A 19,777-nucleotide genomic window follows, 5' to 3' on the forward strand; every position below is an offset into this window, starting at 1 on the left:
AGCTTAAAGTAATTAAATCAATTTTGATTTTTTAAGTTGACTTTTATAATACTTCACAAACAAGTAAATAAAAATAAAGGAAAGCAAAAATAAAATTGGCAAAATAAATTTTAATTTTCCATTTGTAGAAGTGTTATTTTCAATGTTAAGTATTGAACTATTCTCCTTTACAATGCTGTTTAATCCTACCAAATCAACTCTAAGAAATCCTTGCTCATTGATCAAAGATTCTTTCGTTTTAATGATGTCATTCAATTGAGTGTTTTCATTATAATAAACTAAATTATTACTTTTTGTCCCTTTTGCTGCCCCCGAAAAACCACTCAAAACACCATTTATCTGTGCTATAATAGTGTCATTCTGAATCATCTTTAACTGAATATTATTAACCGTTTCTTTCTGTATTTTTGAATAGTACTCAGATTCATTTAAAAAAAATAAGATGGGTTCAATTGCAGATTTTTCAGATATTATATGTTTAGTTTGAAAAGTAATAGTGTGGAATTTATAATTTTTACTTGTCAAATTCTCTTCAAGTACTTTCTTTATATCACCATCTTCGGCCATCAACTTGATTAATTCGAAGTTCTCTTTCTTGTTTTCAATAAATTTATAAACATCTGTAACTGGTTTTATTTTTATTTTTAGAATTTCTTTAGGCTTTTTTAAACCCAAAACATCTTTAATAAAAATCGTATCTCCTTCTTGGATTTTTGATTCGATTAAATCGATTTTTGAATATAAATAATCAGTGCTTCCAAAATTTGGAGTCACTGTAATTTGATGATTGTAGATTTTTTTTGTTTCATCTAAATAAAACCCTAATCCAACTCCTAGTAGCAACAAAATCAATATCACTACAGCATTTTTTACAAAAAACTGAATACAATTAAATAAAAACGTATTAACACTTTGAAAAAAACTTCCTATTTTTCTGAAAATTTGTATCAAATCAATCTCTTGGTCCTCTTGGTTACTGGGTTGGGTTTTATTCATCCTATATTTTTATTTTACGTTAAAAATTTGTTCCAATATTTTAATGGTAATCAAATAGGTAGGCTTTACGCCTGTGGTTCCTAATCCACCTGAAGCTAATGTACTTCCGGTTTCAAGAGGATTATCAGAAGCATAATACGCGTATCTTACTTTGATGTCATGAGGAACACTCTTTCTTATTTTTGAAGCAGATTGTATGGCTTTTTGATAGTAAGAACCTTCCATTTCCAGTCCGATAATTCCCCATGTCGACTCATGGAAAAACTTCAATAAATCTCTGTTTTGCAAGGAAGTTCCAAGCACAGTTACCATTGGTCCAGCAAAAACGGCAATATCATTTCCCTCAAACATTTCAGCTGTTAATTCATTTTCGAAAAAATAATTGTCAGCCGTTCCTTCATTAATGTGTGCATTTGGAATCATAATATCTCCTTTTCCACCTTCCAGAATTCCCGCTTTTCCCATGATAGAAACTGATTCTACATTAAGCAAAGTTGCTTTTTTAAACGGTTTCAACAACTCATCAATAGTTTCATACGCTTGTTCTCCAAAAGCGTAATCCATAACTATCAACACTGGTTTTTTGTCTCCAATCTCCGCCTTAGGAAAAGACGTTTTTGCCCAATCAATTTTGGCGGTATCAAAAATCTGAACATCAATATTTGTTCCTGATGTATCCGGTAACGAAATCATACCAAATTTCAATGCTACTTCTTCCACTTGATTTCGCAAGGCATTAGCACCAGACTTACTCAATTCTTCATAAATAAAGAAATCTGATTTGTCCTTGAACTTAGTTTTCAACACTTCCGTTGCAAAAATTGAGTTCATCACACTGTGCATGTTCGCACTAATTACATGAATTGGACGGTCTAAAAGTTGGTTTTCTTTCAAAACCTCCTTGATATTAGTAGCCCAAATTTCACCGTGAATGTGGTGCCCTAATCGTTCTCTCAAAATAGGACTAAAAGTGATTGTTCTCTTATTATCATCTACAATTTCTTCTATGGCGAGTTTACCTAACCAAAAGATAACATGCAAGAAACGATCTGGCGCGGCAGCTGAGCCAAAAGCGTCATAAATATCCAATACTTCCTCAAATGTTCTTCCTAGAATATTGGCAGCGTGCGAAATAGCTTTTTCTTTTTCTATCTGAGTCAGTTTCTTCTTTTGAGAAACCGCTTGTTCCAGTTTGAACCAATCGCGGGAAACCTCACCGGCATCATCCAGTAAAACCCTGTTTCTAATTTTGTGTGATTCAATGAAAATAAACGTCAAATGCGTCAAAATATCATAAATATCGGAACGTCCGCGCGTGATTTCCACATTCATTTGTTCCTCATCGATTCGGTAACAATTACGACGTCTTTTTGGCGGTACAATCGCCTGAAAATGCGATTTAGAATACCCTTCATCCGAAGTTAAATTGATAAATCTACATTCTTCAATTCCTACCGGAAGACGTTCAATTACATATAAAAGTCCGTTCAGTTCTACTTTTTCTTCGGCAATATTTCCATAAATTTCAGGTCGCAATGCTAATAATGCTTCGCGCAACGTATCGCCTGAAATTCCCATAGGTTTGTAAAATCCCCTGTTGAAAAGGTGACGCATCGTAATATACATTTTTTCAATTGCTGCCGATGATTCTTGCGCTCTGGAGCGTGATATATTTTTTGTTTCTTTCATTTTCTACTTATTTTCTAACCTGCAAAGGTAAGACATTTATTTACTTTTTAACAAATCCACTATATTTCTGTCATTCGAAAGTCTAGGGATTTTATTTTGACCGCCCAGTTTACCAATCGATTTCATATAGTCTTGAAAACCATTTTTAACCACTTTGGTAACCACCACTTTTCGCAACACTTTGCCCACAATCAAATCATCATAATACATGTTTTGTTTTCGCATGGCATTATCCAGCGCTTCCGCAAAATTCTCTAAATCTTCAGGTTCTCCCGATGCTTCGGGATCAAATTCTATGAACCATTCGTGATACGGCAATCCTTCTGCTGGAGTGATTTGTGGTGCCACTGTAAATTCATTGATTCTAATAGTAGTTCCAATAATTGCTTCTTGTAGCGCACTTTCCACTTCTTTCCCAATTACATGTTCGCCAAAAGCCGAAATATAGTGCTTGATTCTTCCCGATACAATTATTCGGTACGGTTTTAAACTGGTGAACTGAACCGTATCGCCAATATTGTAGCCCCAAAGTCCCGCATTGGTTGAAATTATCAAAACATAATTCACTCCCAGTTCCACTTCACCAATCGTATATCGTTTTGGTCCCGAACCGTCGGGATCAGTATGAAACTCATCACTTTTTATAAATTCATAAAAAATCCCGGAGTTCAAAAGCAGTAACATTCCCTTTTCCTTTTGCGAATCCTGATATGCAAAAAATCCTTCCGAAGCCGGAAATAACTCAATACTATCTACTTTTCGTCCAATAAGATTTTCAAATTTGGCGCGATACGGTTCATAATTGACGCCGCCGTATATAAATAAATTGAAATTTTTAAAGATTTCACCCACGGGCTTCCCTGCTTTTTGATGCAATTTCTCAAAATACATTTGTACCCAAGAAGGTATTCCGGAAATCACAGCCATATTTTCGTTGAAAGTTTCCTCGACAATCGCATTTACTTTGGTTTCCCAATCTTCAATACAGTTCGTTTCCCAAGAAGGCATTCTGTTTTTTTGAAGGTATTTTGGAACAAAATGCGCCACAATTCCAGACAATCGGCCTAATTTGACGCCATTTTTTTCTTCTAATATCGGACTTCCTTGCAAGAAAATCATTTTTCCGTCAACAAAATCAGCTTTTCCTGTTTCGTGAATATAATGTAGAATCGCATTTCGGGCAGCTTCTATATGATATGGCATGGATTCCTTAGTGAGCGGAATATATTTAGCTCCGGAAGTCGTGCCGGAAGTCTTCGCAAAATAGAGCGGTTTTCCTTTCCAAAGAATGTTTTCCTCTCCTTTTACTACCTTATCCACATACGGTTTCAGCGCTTCATAATCCCGAACCGGAACTTGGTTGGCAAAATCATTCTCATTTTTTATTTGATCAAAATGATGGTCTATACCAAACTGTGTGTTCTTCGCTTCTTGGATTAATTTTTGTAAAACCTTCTTTTGCGTTTCAATAGGATTACTGGCCCAAAGTTGGGTTTTCTTATATATTTTTTTTGCAAATATTTTGGCTGCAATTGATTTTATTGACATTTTTATTTTGTTCTTTGAAAGATAAAATTTGTTTTTTTTTACTCTTTTTTTGATTTTTTGGAAAGCGAATTTTTCTCTTCTTTTGCTACTTGTTCCCGCAATTCCAGTTCTTGTTTGGATGGCGATAAATCAACTGGTGTACTAATTTCATCTGCTGCTTCCAGTATCGAGTCTTTATTGAATTTTGCATATTCTAATTCTCCTGTCAAGACTTTCTGAATGGATTTGATGTACGCTTCATTTCTTTTCAAGGCTTTTGATAAAGAATCTGATTTTAAGGCTAATTCCGTTGCATCTCGCTTTAATTTTGACGAAGAATATCCAGGAATAAATTCACGCAAAGGAGTAAAAGCAATAATAAATGTAGTGACAAATATGATGATTATAGCTCCTAATGAAGCTACTATAAAGACATTCATCAGGGTAAGTTTTAATGAAAATGTCTCTTCAAAAGTATCTTCGTTAAGTATTATTAAACGTCGTTTGTTGAATAAATTTTCTTTGATTTTACGCCGTTTTAGTCGTTTTTTTGACATACTTTTTTATTATTGAACAAATATAACAATTATTGTCGTTGATTGTATTCGCTTGTTTTTGTTCACTTTTATTAACCTGAGTTTATTTTTAATAAATTTTTAACGCTTTTGAAACCAAATAAATGTACCAAAATGAGTTACCGTTAACTAATTCTATATACCTTTGCTTCAAGATTTATTACAAATTTGCTTCGGCAATAAATTATTCTATCATGGGAAGATTAGGTGTTACAGAAATCCTCGTTATATTAGCGATTGTTTTATTACTTTTTGGTGGTAAAAAAATCCCGGAACTTATGAAAGGTTTAGGAAGCGGAATCAAAGAATTCAAAAACGCAGCCAAAGACGGTCAGCCAGCTGATAAAAAAGAAGAAGAAACAAAATAAAAAAAAGGCTTTTCATAATTTGAAAAGCCTTTTTTTATGTTTTAAATTATCATAGTCAACTGAATTCTCTTTCTATCTTCATCTACTTCAGTGACTTTTACCTGTACGTGTTGGTGTAATTTTACCACTTCATTCACGTCACTTACAAAACCTGCTTTGAGTTGGGAAATGTGAACCAAGCCACTTTCTTTCACGCCAATATCCACAAAACAACCAAAATTGGTAATGTTATTAACAATTCCCGGTAAAACCATTCCTGTTTTTACATCTTTAATCGTTTTTACATTCGGGTCAAATTCAAAAACTTTAGCTGATTTTCTCGGATCTAATCCCGGTTTTTCGAGTTCTTTAATAATGTCTTTCAATCCCAATAAACCTATTTCCGGAGTAATGTAATTTTCTGGTTTTATCAAAGCTGTTTTCTCTTTATTTGCAATCAAGTCATTCACCGTCAATTTCAAGTCTTTTGCCATTTTTTCCACGATTCCATACGCTTCGGGATGAACCGCTGAATTATCCAACGGGTTTTTTGCATTCGAAATTCGGATAAAAGCAACGCCTTGCTGGTACGCTTTTTCACCTAACCGTGGTACTTTTTTCAGTTGCTTTCTATCTATAAAAGGACCATTTTCAGAACGATAATTCACAATATTTTCAGCCAGCTTCTCTCCTATTCCACTCACATAATTCAACAAATGTTTGCTCGCCGTGTTAATATTTACTCCCACTGAATTTACGCAACGAATTACCGTGTTATCTAATTCTTCTTTGAGTTTGGTTTGATCTACATCATGTTGGTATTGGCCTACGCCAATCGCTTTTGGGTCAATTTTTACCAATTCAGCCAAAGGATCACTCAATCGTCTTCCGATGGAAACTGAGCCTCGAACCGTAACATCATAATTAGGAAATTCGTCTCTGGCAATTTTTGAAGCTGAATACACCGATGCTCCCGCTTCGGAAACGATGAAAACCTGAACCACTCTATCAAAAGCAATTTTTTTGATAAAGAATTCGGTTTCCCGTGAAGCAGTTCCGTTTCCTATTGAAATTGCGTCAATATTATAAGCGTTTACCATGGATTTTATCTTTTTCATGGCCATAGCGGTTTCGTTTTGAGGCGCGTGCGGATAAATGGTTTCGTTATACAACAAATCTCCTTTTTCGTCCAAACAAACAATTTTACAACCGCTTCTAAATCCTGGATCAATGGCTAGAATTCGTTTTTCACCCAAAGGCGGTGCAAGTAATAACTGCCCTAAATTATTCGCAAACACCTGAATCGAATTGGCATCAGCCTTGGCTTTAGCTTCTTGCAAAGCTTCATTAGAAATAGCCGGATTCAGCAATCGTTTGTAACTGTCTTCTATAGCTAATTGTACGTGTGGCGTGGTTTTATTTTGACCTTTCAAAACTAATGCATCAATAATATCATACGCTTCATCAATATCAACTTCAACTTTAAACTTGATAAAGCCTTCATTTTCGGCACGAAGCATCGCTAATAATCTGTGCGAAGGAGCTTTAGTCAACGGTTCTGACCAATCGAAATATTGATTAAATTTCTGTGCCGCTTCGTCGTCTTTCTTTGTTTTTACAACTTTTGTAGTAATGGTTGCTTTGCGTTCGTACAATCTTCGGAGTTGCTTTCGAACATAAATATTTTCATTAATCCATTCGGCAATAATATCTCTAGCTCCTTGCAAAGCTGCTTCTTCATTGATTACATTTTCATTCAAATATTTTGTCGAAATAAAATCGACATCATCATTATTCTGCGCCATGATGATTTTAGCCAGCGGTTCTAATCCATTTTCTCGGGCAGTATCAGCTTTTGTTTTCTTCTTCTTTTTAAAAGGTAGATAAAAATCTTCCAATTCCTGTAAATCAAAACTCTGTTGGATTTTTTTCTCTAATTCTGGGCTAAGTGCATTTTGCTCCTGAATCGATTTTAAAATCGCTTCTTTGCGTTTTATAATAATTTCATATTCCTTTTGAAATTTGGCAATTTGCTCAATAAAAACTTCATCCAGATTACCGGTTTTGTCTTTTCGATAGCGCGAAATAAAAGGAATTGTACAATCCTCTTGTAATAATTGAACGGTATTTTGAATGTTAATTGCTGTTGTTTGAACAGACTTAGCTATAAATTGTATGTTAGTCATTTTAAATTTAAGATTATAAAATCATCTTGCTAAAATAGTATCTTTGAGACAAAACTTCTTATTTATGTCTTTTTTATTCTGGTATTTTTCTCTTATTAATTTGGTTGCTTTTTCAACAGTAGGAATAGATAAAAAGCTAGCTGTAAATCAAAAAAGACGTATTTCAGAACGTAATTTATTGTTTACAAGCGTTATTGGCGGAACAATTGGTTCCGGGTTAGCGATGCTTTTTTTTAAACATAAAACCTCAAAAATATCTTTTTTATGGAAGTTTTTTATAATTGGTATAATCCAAGTTTTTTTAGTGTATTTCTATGTTATAAAATCTAAATAATTACTTCTGTTGATTACTTCATAAGTAGCATCCGGATATGCTTTTGCGAAAGCAGCAGGAATCTTAGCTTTTTTAGTTTCACTCCACTTAAACTCAAACCCAGCAAGTGCATCTCCTTTTTCTTCAAGCCAATCTAATTCTTGGTGATCATAAGTGCGCCAGAAATAATTATTGGTTTTTGTTTTTAGATAATTTTGTTTTTTAACGCGTTCTACAGCCAAATAATTTTCCCATAAATCACCCACATCTGTTCTGGAATCCAATCGGTTGAAATTATTAATGATGCCGTTTCTAATGCCATTATCATAAAAATACCAACGGTTGGATTTCACAATTTCTTTTCGAAGATTGCGACTAAATCCCTCTACTTTAAAAATAATAAACACTTTAGAAAGTAAATCTAAGTAATTTGACACCGTATTTTTAGACATTTGCAATTGATTTGCTAATTCCTGCAGCGAAACTTCTTTTCCTAACTGATGGGCTATCAAACGTAGTAAATCGTATATTTTATCAGCATGTTTTATACCTTCAAAAACTAAAATGTCTTTTAATAAATACGAGTTGATGATTTCATACAAATACTCTTTTTTTTCCTCCCAATCAGGATATTGAAGCAGCTCCGGATAACTTCCAAAAAGTAATCTCTCTTCTAATTTTTCTGTAGTTTGTTTGTAATTTTCGTATTGCGAATATTCCATTTGTGCCAATGGAAAAAGGTATAACGTATTTTTTCGTCCCACCAATGGTTCGCCTAGATTGTTGTTTAAATCAAATATAGAGGAACCCGTAGCAATGATTTTTATTCCTTCAATAGAATCCACAATTAATTTTAGAATAAGTCCAATATCAGGAACCGTTTGGGCTTCGTCTATAACCAATAAATCTATATTGTGTAATAATCGCTTGTAATTCGCAACGGAACGTTCTTTGAGTAAATTAGCGTCATTGATATCTTCTCCGTTGAGCTGCAAATAACTTCTAGCAGAGATAGTTTGAAGGTAATTTTTTATTAGTTCAGTTTTTCCAACACGACGAGCACCAAGTAAAATCAATACTTTGTTAGGAAGTACTTTTTTACCAAAATCTTGAAAGAGTGCCCTTTTTAAATAATTTTCCATGCTATTTGATTTAAAAACCTAAACCAAATATAATCAAAAAATAGTAATTCAGTCAGTTCGTTGACTGAATTAATGTAAATTCAGTCAACGAACTGACTGAATTAATGTAAATTCAGTCAGTTAAAAGATTCTAACAAGAAATTTTATCTACTCTATTTTGGTGTCTTCCACCTTCAAATTCAGTGTTTAAAAATGCTTCTACCATTTCTACTGCTTGTGGAATAGAAGTAAAGCGAGCAGGAATACTTATAATATTAGCATCATTATGCTGACGGGCTAAAACTGCAATTTCTTTCATCCAGCAGAGAGCCGCACGAACTTTAGACTGTTTGTTCACCGTCATTGAAATTCCGTTTCCGCTTCCGCAAATAACAATTCCAAAATCAGCTTTTCCTTCAGAAACATCCGTTGCTACTGGGTGACCAAAATCTGGATAATCTACGCTTTCTGATGAATCAGTTCCATAATTAGTAACTTCATGTCCTTTTGCTTGAAGCATTTCAACAATTGCTTTTTTGTAATCTGGTCCTGCGTGATCATTTCCTATGGAGATTTTCATATTATATATATTAAGTTGTGTGCTGCAAATTTAAATAAAGTAATCTATTCTTATGAATTAATTAAACTTCTTTATTTGCTAATTTCAATTCAAATTCAGCATCAAAACAATATTCATGATTTAGCCTCATAACTATCAGATTACTATTTAATTAGTGGTTATTAACAATTTTTATAAGTTTATAAATAACTGGAAATCAATGTAGATTATATATTTTAAATGTTAAAATTTTACATTGTTAATAGCAAAACGCAATTGCTTGATATTCAGTTAACTTTAAATTAACATACTATGTTTATAACTTTAGATAGAAAATAAGAACTATTTTTTGGTTGTATCAAAAAAAAAAGTAATCCAAAACCCAGTTTTTAAATCCTAATTTAGTTTGAGGAATTTTTAGAATAGTTATCAATATTAAAAAGTAGGTTATCAACAAAAAATGATGGTGCGAGTTATTTACAAAACCAATAGTTTTTCTGTTATCAACCATTGTTAATTAAAATCTAAAAATACTTTAAAACTAATACTTTATCCTAAAATAAGTATGTTAATAACTCCCAATAACATCCTAAAACTTGATTTCAATGCATTTTAAAATAAATTTATTGCTACTATTAACAAGCTATAATAACAACCAAGAAAGATTTTAAATTTAAATTTTCTTTTTGTTTATTTAAATATATGTTGACAACTTTGAAAAAATTCAAATTCAAAAAAATTGATTTTAGATTGATTTCAGTCTCAAACTATTTTTAAATTGTTGTTTAAGTTGTCTAACAGTTCTTGAACTTTTTCAAAATCGTTGTGATGAATTTTGAGTTTGATTCCACCGTATGCGAAACTGCCAAAAGGATCGATTGAAACCAACGTTTCGTTTTCAAAAAATAGTTAATCTCTTCTTGCTCCAGCAAATGCTTTATAACTACAATTTCATGTGAATAATTGAAAATTGCAATGGTTTGAAATTCTTCCATTTTTGATACTTTTTATAAAGATACAACTATTCTATAAAGTTATATTTTCTTTAAAACTGTGCACTCTATACCGATAACAGTTTATGATTTTGTATTTTTATACTTTTAAGAACAGATTTATGAGTAAAAGATTAAGAAAGCCGATAAAAAAAGGGAAAGATTTCTCTGAAAAAATTATAAAAATATTATCGCAAAGTGCTAATAAAGCATTCAACTACAAACAAATAGGAGCAAAGCTGGAGCTCGACGATACCGAAAGCAGAAATCAAATTATCAAAGATTTGAAGATTTTAGCTTCGCAAAATAAAATTATAGAATCAGAACCGGGTAAATATTTAGTTAAAGCTGAAAGTAAAGACTATTACGAAGGTAAGATTGACATGACAGGACGTAAAACAGCTTATTTTGTTTGTCCTGATATGGAAGAGGATGTCTTTATTCCTACTAATAATTTGAATCACGCTTTAGACAAAGATATTGTCAAAGTCTATGTTTACAATCGTAGGAAGGGAAAAAGACCTGAAGGTGAAGTGATTGAAGTGATTGAAAGACACAAAACTGATTTTGTTGGTGTTATTGATATTCAAGCTAATTTTGCTTTTGTTTCTACTGCAAACCCAAAAATGTATACTGATATTTTTATTCCAAAGGATAAAATAGGCGAGGCGGAGCAAGGCGATGTGGTTTTAGTTCATATCGAAGATTGGCCAGCCAGAGCTGATAGTCCTTTTGGTTCTGTTATAAAAGTTTTGGGGAAACCTGGAGAGCACGATACAGAAATCCATGCAATTCTTGCCGAATACGGATTACCTTCAGAATTTCCTATTGAAGTGGAAACGTTTGCCCAAAAAATTGATACTTCGATAGAAGAAAGTGAAATTGCGAAACGTCGCGATATGCGTGATACGTTGACTTTTACAATAGATCCAAAAGATGCGAAGGATTTTGATGATGCACTTTCATTCAAGAAACTAGAAAATGGTAATTACGAAATAGGTATTCACATTGCCGATGTTTCGTATTATCTTCAAGAAGGAACAATCCTGGATGATGAAGCGTATCAAAGAGCAACATCTGTTTATTTAGTGGATAGAGTAGTGCCAATGTTACCCGAAGTATTATCTAATTTTGCGTGTTCGTTACGTCCAAATGAAGAGAAATATACGTTTTCTGCTATATTCGAAATCACTGAAACATCTCAAGTGGTGAATCAATGGTTTGGAAGAACAGTTATATATTCTGATCAGCGTTTTGCTTACGAAGAAGCGCAGTACATCATAGAAACTAAAGACGATGTGATTCCATCAGCAATTTCGATTACAGGAAGTTCGTATCAAGTTTCCCAAGAAATTGTTGCTGCGACGCTAAAAATGGATGAATTAGCTAAAATTTTCAGAAAAAGAAGAATGGCTGAAGGAGCGATTTCTTTTGATAAAGTTGAAGTAAAATTCAATTTAGATGAAGCTGGAGAACCTCAAGGCGTTTATTTTAAAGTTTCAAAAGATGCCAATCATTTGATTGAAGAATTTATGCTTTTAGCCAATAAAAAAGTTGCGGAATACATTGGAAAACAAAAGAAAACCTTCATTTACAGAATTCACGATGAGCCAAATGAAGATAAGCTTTTTGCTATGCAAGCTGTTATTGCCAAGTTTGGACATAAAATAGATTTTAAACAAGGTTCTATTTCACAAGCTTTGAACAAGTTAATGGAAGATGTAAATGGTAAAAAAGAACAAAATCTAATTGATACGCTTGCGATTAGAAGTATGAGTAAAGCTAAATATTCTACGGATAACATAGGACATTATGGGTTAGCTTTTGAATATTACTCGCATTTTACCTCACCAATTCGTCGTTATCCTGATGTAATGGTTCATCGATTATTACAGCATTATCTAGATGGAGGAAAATCTGTTGATGAAGAAACGTATGAAACTAAATGTTTGCACTCCTCCACAATGGAAGGTTTAGCAACTAATGCGGAACGTGATTCTATCAAATACATGCAGGTAAAATACATGCAGGATCATCAGGATCAAGAGTTTTTAGGCGTAATTTCCGGGGTTACAGAATGGGGAATCTATGTTGAAATCATCGAAAATAAATGCGAAGGAATGTGTAGAATCAGAGATATAAAAGACGATTACTACACTTTTGACGAAAAACAATATGCACTAACTGGCGCAACTTCTGGTAAATTATTACAATTAGGAGACGAAATTTACGTTAAAGTAAAAAATGCCGATTTAGTTAAAAAACAACTGGATTTTAATTTTATAAGAAGAATTGAAGAACCGTTAAAATAAAAAAAATGAAATCAAAGATTCATGATTACCAAATAAGAAATAGTAGAAATATTAGCAAAAAATTAATGATTATTGCTTTAGTATTTTTAAGTCAAATTGCAAATGCTCAAGTAACCAGAAACTTAGGTGATTTTGATGAAGTTAAAGTTTTTGATAAAATCAATGTCAAACTAATTGAATCATCAGAAAACAAGATTGTCGTAACTGGAGCACGCGCTGATGAAGTGGAAACAGTAAACAAAAACGGAGAGTTAAAAATCAGAATGCCTTTTCCACAATTATTATCAGGTGAAGATATTATAGTTAAATTATATTTTAAAAACCTGGAAAGCATTGCTGTGAGCGAGGGAAGTTATGTTTCAAGCGATGAAGATTTTAAGCAAACAAGCTTAAATTTGAATGCAAAGTCAGGTGGAGAAATAAACTTGGAGCTAAATGTTGATAAAGTAAATATAATAGCGAATGCTGGTGGTATAATAACTTTATCAGGGAAAGTCGAAAATCAAGATGTACAAATTACCTCTGGAGGAATCCTAAATGCAAAGGATTTAGAGACTGCACAAACCAAAATTAACGTTGCTGCTGGCGGAAAATCAGAAATCCATGCATCTACATTAGTTGATGCAAAAGTTCGTGCTGGAGGCTCTATTTTTATCTACGGAAAACCAAAACAGATTAACAAGGAAGTATTCATTGGCGGTACTATTTTAGAAAAAAATTAGTACTTTGGTTTAGATTTTAGAGTAATAAATTTAAATTTTTAATGATAAACGATATTATAGCTGGTATTCCGTGGGGAATCTTCTTGAGTTTTATGATTGGTCCTGTTTTTTTTATTTTACTGGAAACAAGTATTATAAAAGGATTTAGAGCCGCTTTAGTATTTGATTTAGGAGTGATTTTAGGGGATATTGTTTTCATAGGAATTGCTTATTTAGGTAGTTATCGGTTGATTCAAAGTTTAAAAGATCAGCCCGCTCTTTTCATTTTTGGTGGAGTATTGATGTTAGCTTATGGTATAATTTCCTTCATACAGTTAAAAAAAGAACAGAAAATCAATACGGATATTATCGATAGAGAAATTATCAAAAAGAACTATATAAGTCTATTTATAAAAGGCTTTTTGTTGAATATTATCAATATTGGAGTACTTGGTTTTTGGTTGGCAATCATTATTTCTGTTGGACCAAAACTAGAAATGCAAACACCTAGAATGATTACTTTTTTTATTGCTGTTATTGGTACTTATTTAGTTGTAGATTGTATCAAAATTCTATTAGCAAAGCAATTAAAAACAAAACTAACACCAGTAAATATCCTAAAAATTAAAAAAGGTATCAGCATTGTAATGATGGTTTTTGGGATGGTTTTAATCACTCAAGGTTGGTTTCCAGAAGAAAAAGAAATGGTTAAAAAAGCATTTGAAAAGATAGAATAAATCTAGTTTTTAATTTTTATAAAATAGGAAAGTCCTTGAATCTAATTAATTTAGAATCAGGGCTTTTTTTATTTTAAACATATAAGTCATTTAAGTTTTTAGTTATTAAATTATCAACCGAATTTATTTCTAAAACATTAAGAAATTAAGTTTCATTAAGACTTTACACTTAATTTTTCTTAATTTCTTAATTTTTTTAATCAAACAAATTTGGTTCCCGGAATAAAGAAAAATGGTTTTGACTCAAGGCATTTTATTTAACATTATAAGTTATTCAAGTATTATTTAAAACCATTAAGAAATTAAGTGTCATTAAGACTTTACACTTAATTTTTCTTAATTTCTTAATGGTTTAAATTAGAAACTTTTAATTATTTATTAAAATAAGACATAAAAAAACCTCCAAATTGCTTTGAAGGTTTTAGAGGCATTTCACAAAGCTTTGGAATGGATTCGAACCATAACTTTATTTAATTTTTCCTAAAAATTAGACATAAAAAAACCTCCAAATTACTTTGAAGGTTTTAGAGGCATATCCCAAAGCTTAGGGACGGATTCGAACCATAACTTTATTTAATTTTTCCTAAAAATTAGACATAAAAAAACCTCCAAATTACTTTGAAGGTTTTAGAGGCATCGTCCGGATTCGAACCGGAGTAGGAGCTTTTGCAGAGCCCAGCCTAGCCGCTCGGCCACGACGCCATTTATTTAATGGTGTGCAAATATAGTAAAAAAGTTAAAAATCGAAAGCTAATAACTACAAAGTTTTAAAAATTCATAATTTGTAATTTGTAATTAACTTCTATATTCTTCCATTTCGATAGTAACTGCTTCAACATCACCGCCAATAGGGGGGTTCAGTTTAGAAACTCCCACAATAATTCTTGATACTTCAGGAATTTCTTCAAATATTCGTGTTATGATTCGGTGTGCCACATGTTCTAATAGGTCTGAACGAATGGCCATTTCTTCTACAACAATACGATTCAAGAGCACGTAATCAACAGTATCTTTCAAATTATCACTGATACTTGATTTTCTCAAATCAGTTTTCACTTCTAAATTTACAATATAGTCAGAACCTATTTTTCCTTCTTCGATCAAGCAACCGTGGTAGGAGTAGGTTCTGATATTTTTAAGTTTTATAATTCCCATTATTATATTTTTTTTGTTTTAAGTGTAAAATTTAAATTGGAATTACTAACATTTCATAGGTTTCTATGGAAACAGTTAACATTAAACCTTAAACTTTTTTACCTTTGCTAAAATAAAACAAAAAAATGTCAACTGAAGAAAAATCACTCCATTTTATAGAACAAATCATTGAAGACAGTTTATCAAACGGTTTTCCTCAAGATAAATTACGTTTTCGTTTTCCACCAGAACCTAACGGATATTTGCATATTGGTCATGCCAAATCGATTTGCTTAAATTTTGGACTGGGTTTAAAGTACAATGCACCAGTTAATTTGCGTTTTGACGATACAAATCCTGCTAAAGAAGAGCAGGAATATGTAGATGCCATAAAAGAAGATTTACAATGGTTAGGCTTTAATTGGGCCGAAGAACGTTATGCATCTGATTACTTCCAACAATTGTATGAATGGGCTGTAAAAATGATCAAAAACGGTAAAGCCTATATTGACAGTCAATCTTCAGAAGACATGGCTGCACAAAAAGGTACACCTACGCAACCTGGAGTTGATGGTCCTTACAGAAACCGTTCTATTGAAGAAAATCTTGCTTTGTTCGAAGGAATGAAAAATGGAGATTTTGAGGAAGGTAGCCATGTTTTGCGTGCTAAAATTGATATGGCTTCTACTAATATGTTAATGCGTGATCCATTGATGTATCGTGTTTTACACCGTCATCATCACAGAACAGGAAACGATTGGAAAATTTATCCCATGTATGATTTTGCACATGGAGAAAGTGATTATATCGAGCAAATTTCGCATTCTATTTGTACGTTAGAATTTGTAATGCACAGAGAATTATACAACTGGTTTTTAGACCAAATATATGATGACTCAAAAGTAAAACCGCATCAATATGAATTTGCCCGTTTGAACTTGAATTACACCGTAATGAGCAAGCGAAAACTATTGCAATTAGTGCAAGAAAATATTGTAAATGGGTGGGATGATCCAAGAATGCCAACTATTTCAGGACTTAGAAGAAGAGGGTATACAGCGAATTCTATTCGTAAATTTTGTGATATTATTGGAGTTGCCAAAAGAGAAAATATAATTGATTTTTCACTTTTGGAATTTTGCTTGCGCGAAGATTTGAATAAAACGGCTCCAAGAGTTATGGCGGTTTTAGATCCAATAAAATTAGTAATTACGAATTATCCAGAAGATAAAGAAGAATGGTTAGAAGCTGAAAATAATCAGGAAGACGAAAGTGCAGGATTTAGAAAAGTACCTTTTTCAAAAGAATTATTTATTGAAAGAGAAGACTTTCTTGAGGATGCTCCGGCTAAATTTTTCCGATTGAGTTTAGGCAGAGAAGTGCGTCTTAAAAATGCGTATATTATTAAAGGAGAAAGTGTTATAAAAGATGCTGCAGGAACTATTACTGAGATTCATGTAACTTATGATGAGGACAGCAGAAGCGGAAGTGGGAGTGAAGCCAGTCAACGAAAAGTTGCTGGAACCTTACATTGGGTTTCGATACAACATGCTCTGGAAGCTGAAGTTCGTTTGTACGATCGTTTGTTTATTGATGAAGCACCAGACAGTCATAAAGAGAAAAATTTCTTAGAATTTATGAATCCTAGTTCATTACAAATTGTAAAAGGATTTGTAGAACCAAGTTTAGCTACAGTTCAATCTGGAGAGAAATTTCAGTTTCAACGTTTGGGTTATTTCAATGTGGATAAAGACACAACCGAAGGTAAAATTGTCTTTAATAAAACCGTAGGATTGAAAGATGCTTGGGAAGAAAAAGGCAAAAAAGAAGAAAATTTATTGATGAATACTCAAAAAGAAATCAATAAATATGTAAAAGAAAAGGACGAAAACAACGCCAATTTGATTCTAAACAGCATTGTTGATAACATCAAAAGTATCGATAATTACAGTTTAATTATTCAGACTATTGTCAAAAATATTAAGAATGATAATAACTCGTTATTGTTTTCAAATTTGATTTTGCATCATTCTGATAAGGTACAAGTAAAAGATATTGAAGAAGAAGCTTTGACAAAATTATATACGATGTCATTAAAGAGTCAATTGCCTGCCGTTCGAATTTTGGCAATTGAAAATTTGCAAAATGATTTGAATAATTTTACCCTTTTTGAAAAACAACTTTCAGAATTAAAAACGAACGAGAAAAACGAAAAAGTGTTACAGTTATTAAATAATCTTAAAATTTGAGATATATTTCATAAATAGATATTATCAATCAAAAGCTCTCTTTTTAGAGAGCTTTTCTTATTATTGTAATTTCTTATAAAAATACTATTTTTAATATCTTTTTCCAATCGAAAACGACACCCATAAATTGATTTTAAAGCGATTTTTTGATACAAATAAGAATATATATGAAATTTAAATAAACGTCAAACAGCACGCTTTTATTTGCTTTTTACCTTATCAAAGTACACTTTAACGAGTTGTTAACGGGTAGTTGTTAATAAATCCGTATCTTTATAAAACAAACTATTAAAATTAAGAATCATGTCGAATAATACAGGAAATACATTATTGGCTCTTTTAACAGGAGCAGCTATCGGAGCTGGAATAGGAATTTTATTTGCTCCGGATAAAGGTTCTAAAACAAGAGGAAAAATTAAAGATGGTTATGATGATGCTAAAAATGATTTAAAAAATAAATTTGACAACGCATCATTAGAATTGAAGGATAAATTGACAATTGCAAAATTTGACTTAGAAGAAACTTATGAAGAACTGGTTTCAAATATGAGTCACAAGACCGAAGATGTAATTTCATTCTTAGAAGAAAAATTAGCAGAGCTGAAGAGGCAGAATGCTAAACTTCAAAAATAATTTTGATTTACCTATTGTATCAAATCCTAAAAACAAATCCATGGCTTTTGAAGAATTAAAAGAAAATACAGAAAACATTCAAGAACAAGCCAAAGCTTATTTACAAAGTACTGCCGCTTATTATAAATTGTGGGGTTTCAAGGTTGCAATGAAATCAATAACGATGATCATAAAATTTTCATTAATTTTATTGTGTTTCAGTATGGTTTTATTGTTTTGTTCTGTGGCCGCTGCGTTTGCAATAGGCAAAATTATAGATAGTTATGCTTTGGGATTTTTAATCGTTGGTGGAGTTTATCTTGTAATAACTGGAGTTTTATTTTTAATAAAAAATAAAATTGTAGAAGGACCAATTTTAGAGAAATTTTCAGAAATCTTTTTTAACGAATAATTTATGGAAACCAAAAAATATTCTTCATATGCCCAAATTGAAAGGGAACTTGAGATTTTAAAGATTGAAAAGGAAATTAGTTATCAAAAACTAGCTTATGGTTTTCAAAAAACTAAAGAAAGTATAACGCCTATGAATCTTGTGAGTGGAGTAGTTGGATCTTCTTTATCGGCCTTTTCAGGGTCTTATGGAACAATTTTAAACATTGCATTACCGTACGTAATCAAATGGATTAAAAAAATAAAAAGAGGCAATTAAGCCTCTTTTTTTATCTAATCTAGCAATTTATTCTTCTGTTTCTGGAGCTTCCGGTATTTCAGAAATTTCTATATTTTTTTCTCTTCTTGGAGTTCCTTTTTCACCTCGCCTTTTCATCAATTCACCCACTTGATTTGAAGCGCTAAATGAAGCAATCATATTATTAAGCATGTCACTTCCGGCTTGAGGAGAATTAGGTAATAAAATCAAATTTGAATTTGCATCAGCACCAATAGCTTGCAGCGTATCATAATGTTGTGTCACTACAATCAATGCTGAGGCTTCCTGAGAATTGATTCCAACTCTGTTCAAAACATCTACACTTTCTACTAAACCTTTTGCAATTTCTCTTCTTTGGTTTGCAATACCTTGTCCTTGTAAACGCTTGCTTTCAGCTTCCGCTTCCGCTTTGGCTACAATTCTAATTCTGGATGCTTCAGCTTCAAATTCAGCTACTGTTTTTTCTCTATCAGCAGCATTTATTCTGTTCATTGCATTTTTTACTTGAATATCTGGATCTATATCTGTTACCAATGTGTTGATAATTGTATAACCATAAGTAGTCATGGCTTCATTTAATTCCCTTTTTACAGCAATGGCGATATCATCTTTTCTTTCAAAAACATCATCCAGTTTTAGTTTTGGAACTTCAGCACGAACGACATCAAACACATAAGAAGTAATTTGATCGTGTGGATATTCCAGTTTATAAAAAGCATCATATACGGTCTCTTTGATAACCATAAATTGAACTGAAACTTTAAGTTTCACAAAAACGTTGTCTTTGGTTTTTGTTTCAATGATAACATCTAGTTGTTGAATTTTTAGATTCACACGTCCTGCAATTCTATCTATCATAGGAATTTTTAAATGCAAACCGGATTGTCTGATACTTAAAAATTTTCCAAATCGCTCTACAACAACAGCTGTTTGCTGCTTGACTGTAAAAAATGAAGAAAGTAAAATGAAGAATCCAAAGACCAGTAGGATAATTAATGCAATGTTCATAATATTTTTGTTTTTAGTTAAAAATTATCTCACAATTTACAAAAAAACT

General features: G+C 32.1%; 19 protein-coding genes and 1 tRNA gene. 9 read left to right on the top strand and 11 right to left on the bottom strand.

Features of this window, described 5'->3' with window-relative positions:
* Window positions 1-12: 12 nt before the first annotated feature.
* The 4 genes from DFR66_RS05060 to DFR66_RS05075 are packed head-to-tail and all read right to left on the bottom strand — an operon-like array spanning window position 13 to window position 4,769.
* A complete protein-coding gene (locus DFR66_RS05060; RefSeq protein ID WP_114753763.1) occupies window positions 13-996 on the bottom strand; it encodes a hypothetical protein in 984 nt (327 codons plus the stop codon).
* A 9-nt stretch (window positions 997-1,005) separates the two neighbouring features.
* On the bottom strand, window positions 1,006-2,685 hold the full coding sequence (locus tag DFR66_RS05065) for a DUF6909 family protein (protein WP_114753764.1): 1,680 nt from the start codon (window positions 2,683-2,685) through the stop codon (window positions 1,006-1,008).
* A 36-nt stretch (window positions 2,686-2,721) separates the two neighbouring features.
* Window positions 2,722-4,233 carry a GH3 family domain-containing protein gene (locus DFR66_RS05070; RefSeq protein ID WP_114753765.1) on the bottom strand — a complete coding sequence of 504 codons (1,512 nt, stop codon included), beginning with the start codon at window positions 4,231-4,233 and terminating at the stop codon, window positions 2,722-2,724.
* A 38-nt stretch (window positions 4,234-4,271) separates the two neighbouring features.
* The gene (locus DFR66_RS05075; protein WP_114753766.1) at window positions 4,272-4,769 is read right to left on the bottom strand and encodes a peptidase; all 498 of its coding nucleotides are present in this window, start codon (window positions 4,767-4,769) and stop codon (window positions 4,272-4,274) included.
* 212 nt (window positions 4,770-4,981) lie between these two features.
* Between DFR66_RS05075 and tatA the strand changes: the two genes are divergently transcribed.
* Window positions 4,982-5,155 carry a twin-arginine translocase TatA/TatE family subunit gene (gene tatA / locus DFR66_RS05080; protein ID WP_066075957.1) on the top strand — a complete coding sequence of 58 codons (174 nt, stop codon included), beginning with the start codon at window positions 4,982-4,984 and terminating at the stop codon, window positions 5,153-5,155.
* A 41-nt stretch (window positions 5,156-5,196) separates the two neighbouring features.
* Here the strand turns inward: tatA and DFR66_RS05085 are convergent, their stop codons facing one another.
* On the bottom strand, window positions 5,197-7,320 hold the full coding sequence (locus tag DFR66_RS05085) for a Tex family protein (protein ID WP_114753767.1): 2,124 nt from the start codon (window positions 7,318-7,320) through the stop codon (window positions 5,197-5,199).
* A gap of 64 nt (window positions 7,321-7,384) precedes the next feature.
* On the opposite strand from DFR66_RS05085, the gene DFR66_RS05090 reads away from it, so the two are divergent.
* Complete coding sequence (locus tag DFR66_RS05090) at window positions 7,385-7,654, top strand: DUF1294 domain-containing protein (RefSeq protein ID WP_114753768.1); 270 nt, start codon at window positions 7,385-7,387, stop codon at window positions 7,652-7,654.
* On the opposite strand, the gene DFR66_RS05095 is transcribed toward DFR66_RS05090, so the two are convergent.
* From DFR66_RS05095 to DFR66_RS05105, 3 genes are all read right to left on the bottom strand, one after another.
* Entirely contained in the window at window positions 7,633-8,775 is a 1,143-nt protein-coding gene (locus DFR66_RS05095; RefSeq protein ID WP_114753769.1) for an ATP-binding protein, read from the bottom strand. The two genes, DFR66_RS05090 and DFR66_RS05095, sit on opposite strands and share 22 nt — an antisense overlap.
* Before the next feature lie 130 nt (window positions 8,776-8,905).
* The gene (gene rpiB, locus DFR66_RS05100; RefSeq protein ID WP_114753770.1) at window positions 8,906-9,334 is read right to left on the bottom strand and encodes a ribose 5-phosphate isomerase B; all 429 of its coding nucleotides are present in this window, start codon (window positions 9,332-9,334) and stop codon (window positions 8,906-8,908) included.
* Window positions 9,335-10,107: 773 nt separating this feature from the next.
* Complete coding sequence (locus tag DFR66_RS05105; RefSeq protein ID WP_242008632.1) at window positions 10,108-10,308, bottom strand: hypothetical protein; 201 nt, start codon at window positions 10,306-10,308, stop codon at window positions 10,108-10,110.
* 119 nt (window positions 10,309-10,427) lie between these two features.
* Here DFR66_RS05105 and rnr point away from each other — a divergent pair, with 119 nt between their 5' ends.
* From rnr to DFR66_RS05120, 3 genes are read left to right on the top strand one after another with little or no spacing between them, the layout of a single operon-like run.
* Window positions 10,428-12,617, top strand: coding sequence for a ribonuclease R (gene rnr / locus DFR66_RS05110; RefSeq protein WP_114753771.1), 2,190 nt, complete (start codon window positions 10,428-10,430; stop codon window positions 12,615-12,617).
* A 5-nt stretch (window positions 12,618-12,622) separates the two neighbouring features.
* Window positions 12,623-13,339 carry a head GIN domain-containing protein gene (locus DFR66_RS05115; RefSeq protein WP_114753772.1) on the top strand — a complete coding sequence of 239 codons (717 nt, stop codon included), beginning with the start codon at window positions 12,623-12,625 and terminating at the stop codon, window positions 13,337-13,339.
* A 41-nt stretch (window positions 13,340-13,380) separates the two neighbouring features.
* Window positions 13,381-14,055 (top strand): LysE family translocator, encoded by a 675-nt coding sequence (locus tag DFR66_RS05120; RefSeq protein WP_114753773.1) that lies wholly within the window; start codon window positions 13,381-13,383, stop codon window positions 14,053-14,055.
* Window positions 14,056-14,686: 631 nt separating this feature from the next.
* Here the strand turns inward: DFR66_RS05120 and DFR66_RS13850 are convergent.
* Window positions 14,687-14,757 (bottom strand) — tRNA-Cys (locus DFR66_RS13850).
* 93 nt (window positions 14,758-14,850) lie between these two features.
* Window positions 14,851-15,210: a dihydroneopterin aldolase gene (gene folB, locus DFR66_RS05125; RefSeq protein ID WP_114753774.1), complete on the bottom strand. Its 360-nt coding sequence runs from the start codon at window positions 15,208-15,210 to the stop codon at window positions 14,851-14,853.
* Between the two features lie 125 nt (window positions 15,211-15,335).
* Between folB and DFR66_RS05130 the strand changes: the two genes are divergently transcribed.
* From DFR66_RS05130 to DFR66_RS05145, 4 genes are all read left to right on the top strand, one after another.
* Complete coding sequence (locus DFR66_RS05130; RefSeq protein WP_114753775.1) at window positions 15,336-17,438, top strand: glutamine--tRNA ligase/YqeY domain fusion protein; 2,103 nt, start codon at window positions 15,336-15,338, stop codon at window positions 17,436-17,438.
* A gap of 303 nt (window positions 17,439-17,741) precedes the next feature.
* A complete protein-coding gene (locus DFR66_RS05135) occupies window positions 17,742-18,071 on the top strand; it encodes a YtxH domain-containing protein (RefSeq protein WP_114753776.1) in 330 nt (109 codons plus the stop codon).
* Window positions 18,072-18,111: 40 nt separating this feature from the next.
* Window positions 18,112-18,462, top strand: a complete 351-nt coding sequence (locus DFR66_RS05140) for a phage holin family protein (RefSeq protein WP_114753905.1) — start codon at window positions 18,112-18,114, stop codon at window positions 18,460-18,462.
* Between the two features lie 3 nt (window positions 18,463-18,465).
* Window positions 18,466-18,720, top strand: coding sequence for a DUF6327 family protein (locus DFR66_RS05145; protein WP_114753777.1), 255 nt, complete (start codon window positions 18,466-18,468; stop codon window positions 18,718-18,720).
* A gap of 27 nt (window positions 18,721-18,747) precedes the next feature.
* Here the strand turns inward: DFR66_RS05145 and DFR66_RS05150 are convergent, their stop codons facing one another.
* Window positions 18,748-19,728, bottom strand: a complete 981-nt coding sequence (locus DFR66_RS05150; protein WP_114753778.1) for an SPFH domain-containing protein — start codon at window positions 19,726-19,728, stop codon at window positions 18,748-18,750.
* Window positions 19,729-19,777 lie beyond the last annotated feature (49 nt).

Source organism: Flavobacterium glaciei, from assembly GCF_003350545.1.
Classification (GTDB): Bacteria; Bacteroidota; Bacteroidia; order Flavobacteriales; family Flavobacteriaceae; genus Flavobacterium; species Flavobacterium glaciei.

What these genes read in the sequence shown, in the direction of transcription:
- DFR66_RS05120 (WP_114753773.1), top strand. Translation starts at nt 13,381, where the DNA reads ATGATAAACGATATTATAGCTGGTATTCCGTGGGGAATCTTCTTGAGT.
- folB (WP_114753774.1), bottom strand. Translation starts at nt 15,210, where the DNA reads ATGGGAATTATAAAACTTAAAAATATCAGAACCTACTCCTACCACGGT.
- tatA (WP_066075957.1), top strand. Translation starts at nt 4,982, where the DNA reads ATGGGAAGATTAGGTGTTACAGAAATCCTCGTTATATTAGCGATTGTT.
- DFR66_RS05145 (WP_114753777.1), top strand. Translation starts at nt 18,466, where the DNA reads ATGGAAACCAAAAAATATTCTTCATATGCCCAAATTGAAAGGGAACTT.
- DFR66_RS05095 (WP_114753769.1), bottom strand. Translation starts at nt 8,775, where the DNA reads ATGGAAAATTATTTAAAAAGGGCACTCTTTCAAGATTTTGGTAAAAAA.
- rpiB (WP_114753770.1), bottom strand. Translation starts at nt 9,334, where the DNA reads ATGAAAATCTCCATAGGAAATGATCACGCAGGACCAGATTACAAAAAA.
- DFR66_RS05130 (WP_114753775.1), top strand. Translation starts at nt 15,336, where the DNA reads ATGTCAACTGAAGAAAAATCACTCCATTTTATAGAACAAATCATTGAA.
- DFR66_RS05150 (WP_114753778.1), bottom strand. Translation starts at nt 19,728, where the DNA reads ATGAACATTGCATTAATTATCCTACTGGTCTTTGGATTCTTCATTTTA.
- DFR66_RS05070 (WP_114753765.1), bottom strand. Translation starts at nt 4,233, where the DNA reads ATGTCAATAAAATCAATTGCAGCCAAAATATTTGCAAAAAAAATATAT.
- DFR66_RS05060 (WP_114753763.1), bottom strand. Translation starts at nt 996, where the DNA reads ATGAATAAAACCCAACCCAGTAACCAAGAGGACCAAGAGATTGATTTG.
- DFR66_RS05115 (WP_114753772.1), top strand. Translation starts at nt 12,623, where the DNA reads ATGAAATCAAAGATTCATGATTACCAAATAAGAAATAGTAGAAATATT.
- DFR66_RS05085 (WP_114753767.1), bottom strand. Translation starts at nt 7,320, where the DNA reads ATGACTAACATACAATTTATAGCTAAGTCTGTTCAAACAACAGCAATT.
- DFR66_RS05135 (WP_114753776.1), top strand. Translation starts at nt 17,742, where the DNA reads ATGTCGAATAATACAGGAAATACATTATTGGCTCTTTTAACAGGAGCA.
- rnr (WP_114753771.1), top strand. Translation starts at nt 10,428, where the DNA reads ATGAGTAAAAGATTAAGAAAGCCGATAAAAAAAGGGAAAGATTTCTCT.
- DFR66_RS05105 (WP_242008632.1), bottom strand. Translation starts at nt 10,308, where the DNA reads ATGGAAGAATTTCAAACCATTGCAATTTTCAATTATTCACATGAAATT.
- DFR66_RS05065 (WP_114753764.1), bottom strand. Translation starts at nt 2,685, where the DNA reads ATGAAAGAAACAAAAAATATATCACGCTCCAGAGCGCAAGAATCATCG.
- DFR66_RS05090 (WP_114753768.1), top strand. Translation starts at nt 7,385, where the DNA reads ATGTCTTTTTTATTCTGGTATTTTTCTCTTATTAATTTGGTTGCTTTT.
- DFR66_RS05075 (WP_114753766.1), bottom strand. Translation starts at nt 4,769, where the DNA reads ATGTCAAAAAAACGACTAAAACGGCGTAAAATCAAAGAAAATTTATTC.
- DFR66_RS05140 (WP_114753905.1), top strand. Translation starts at nt 18,112, where the DNA reads ATGGCTTTTGAAGAATTAAAAGAAAATACAGAAAACATTCAAGAACAA.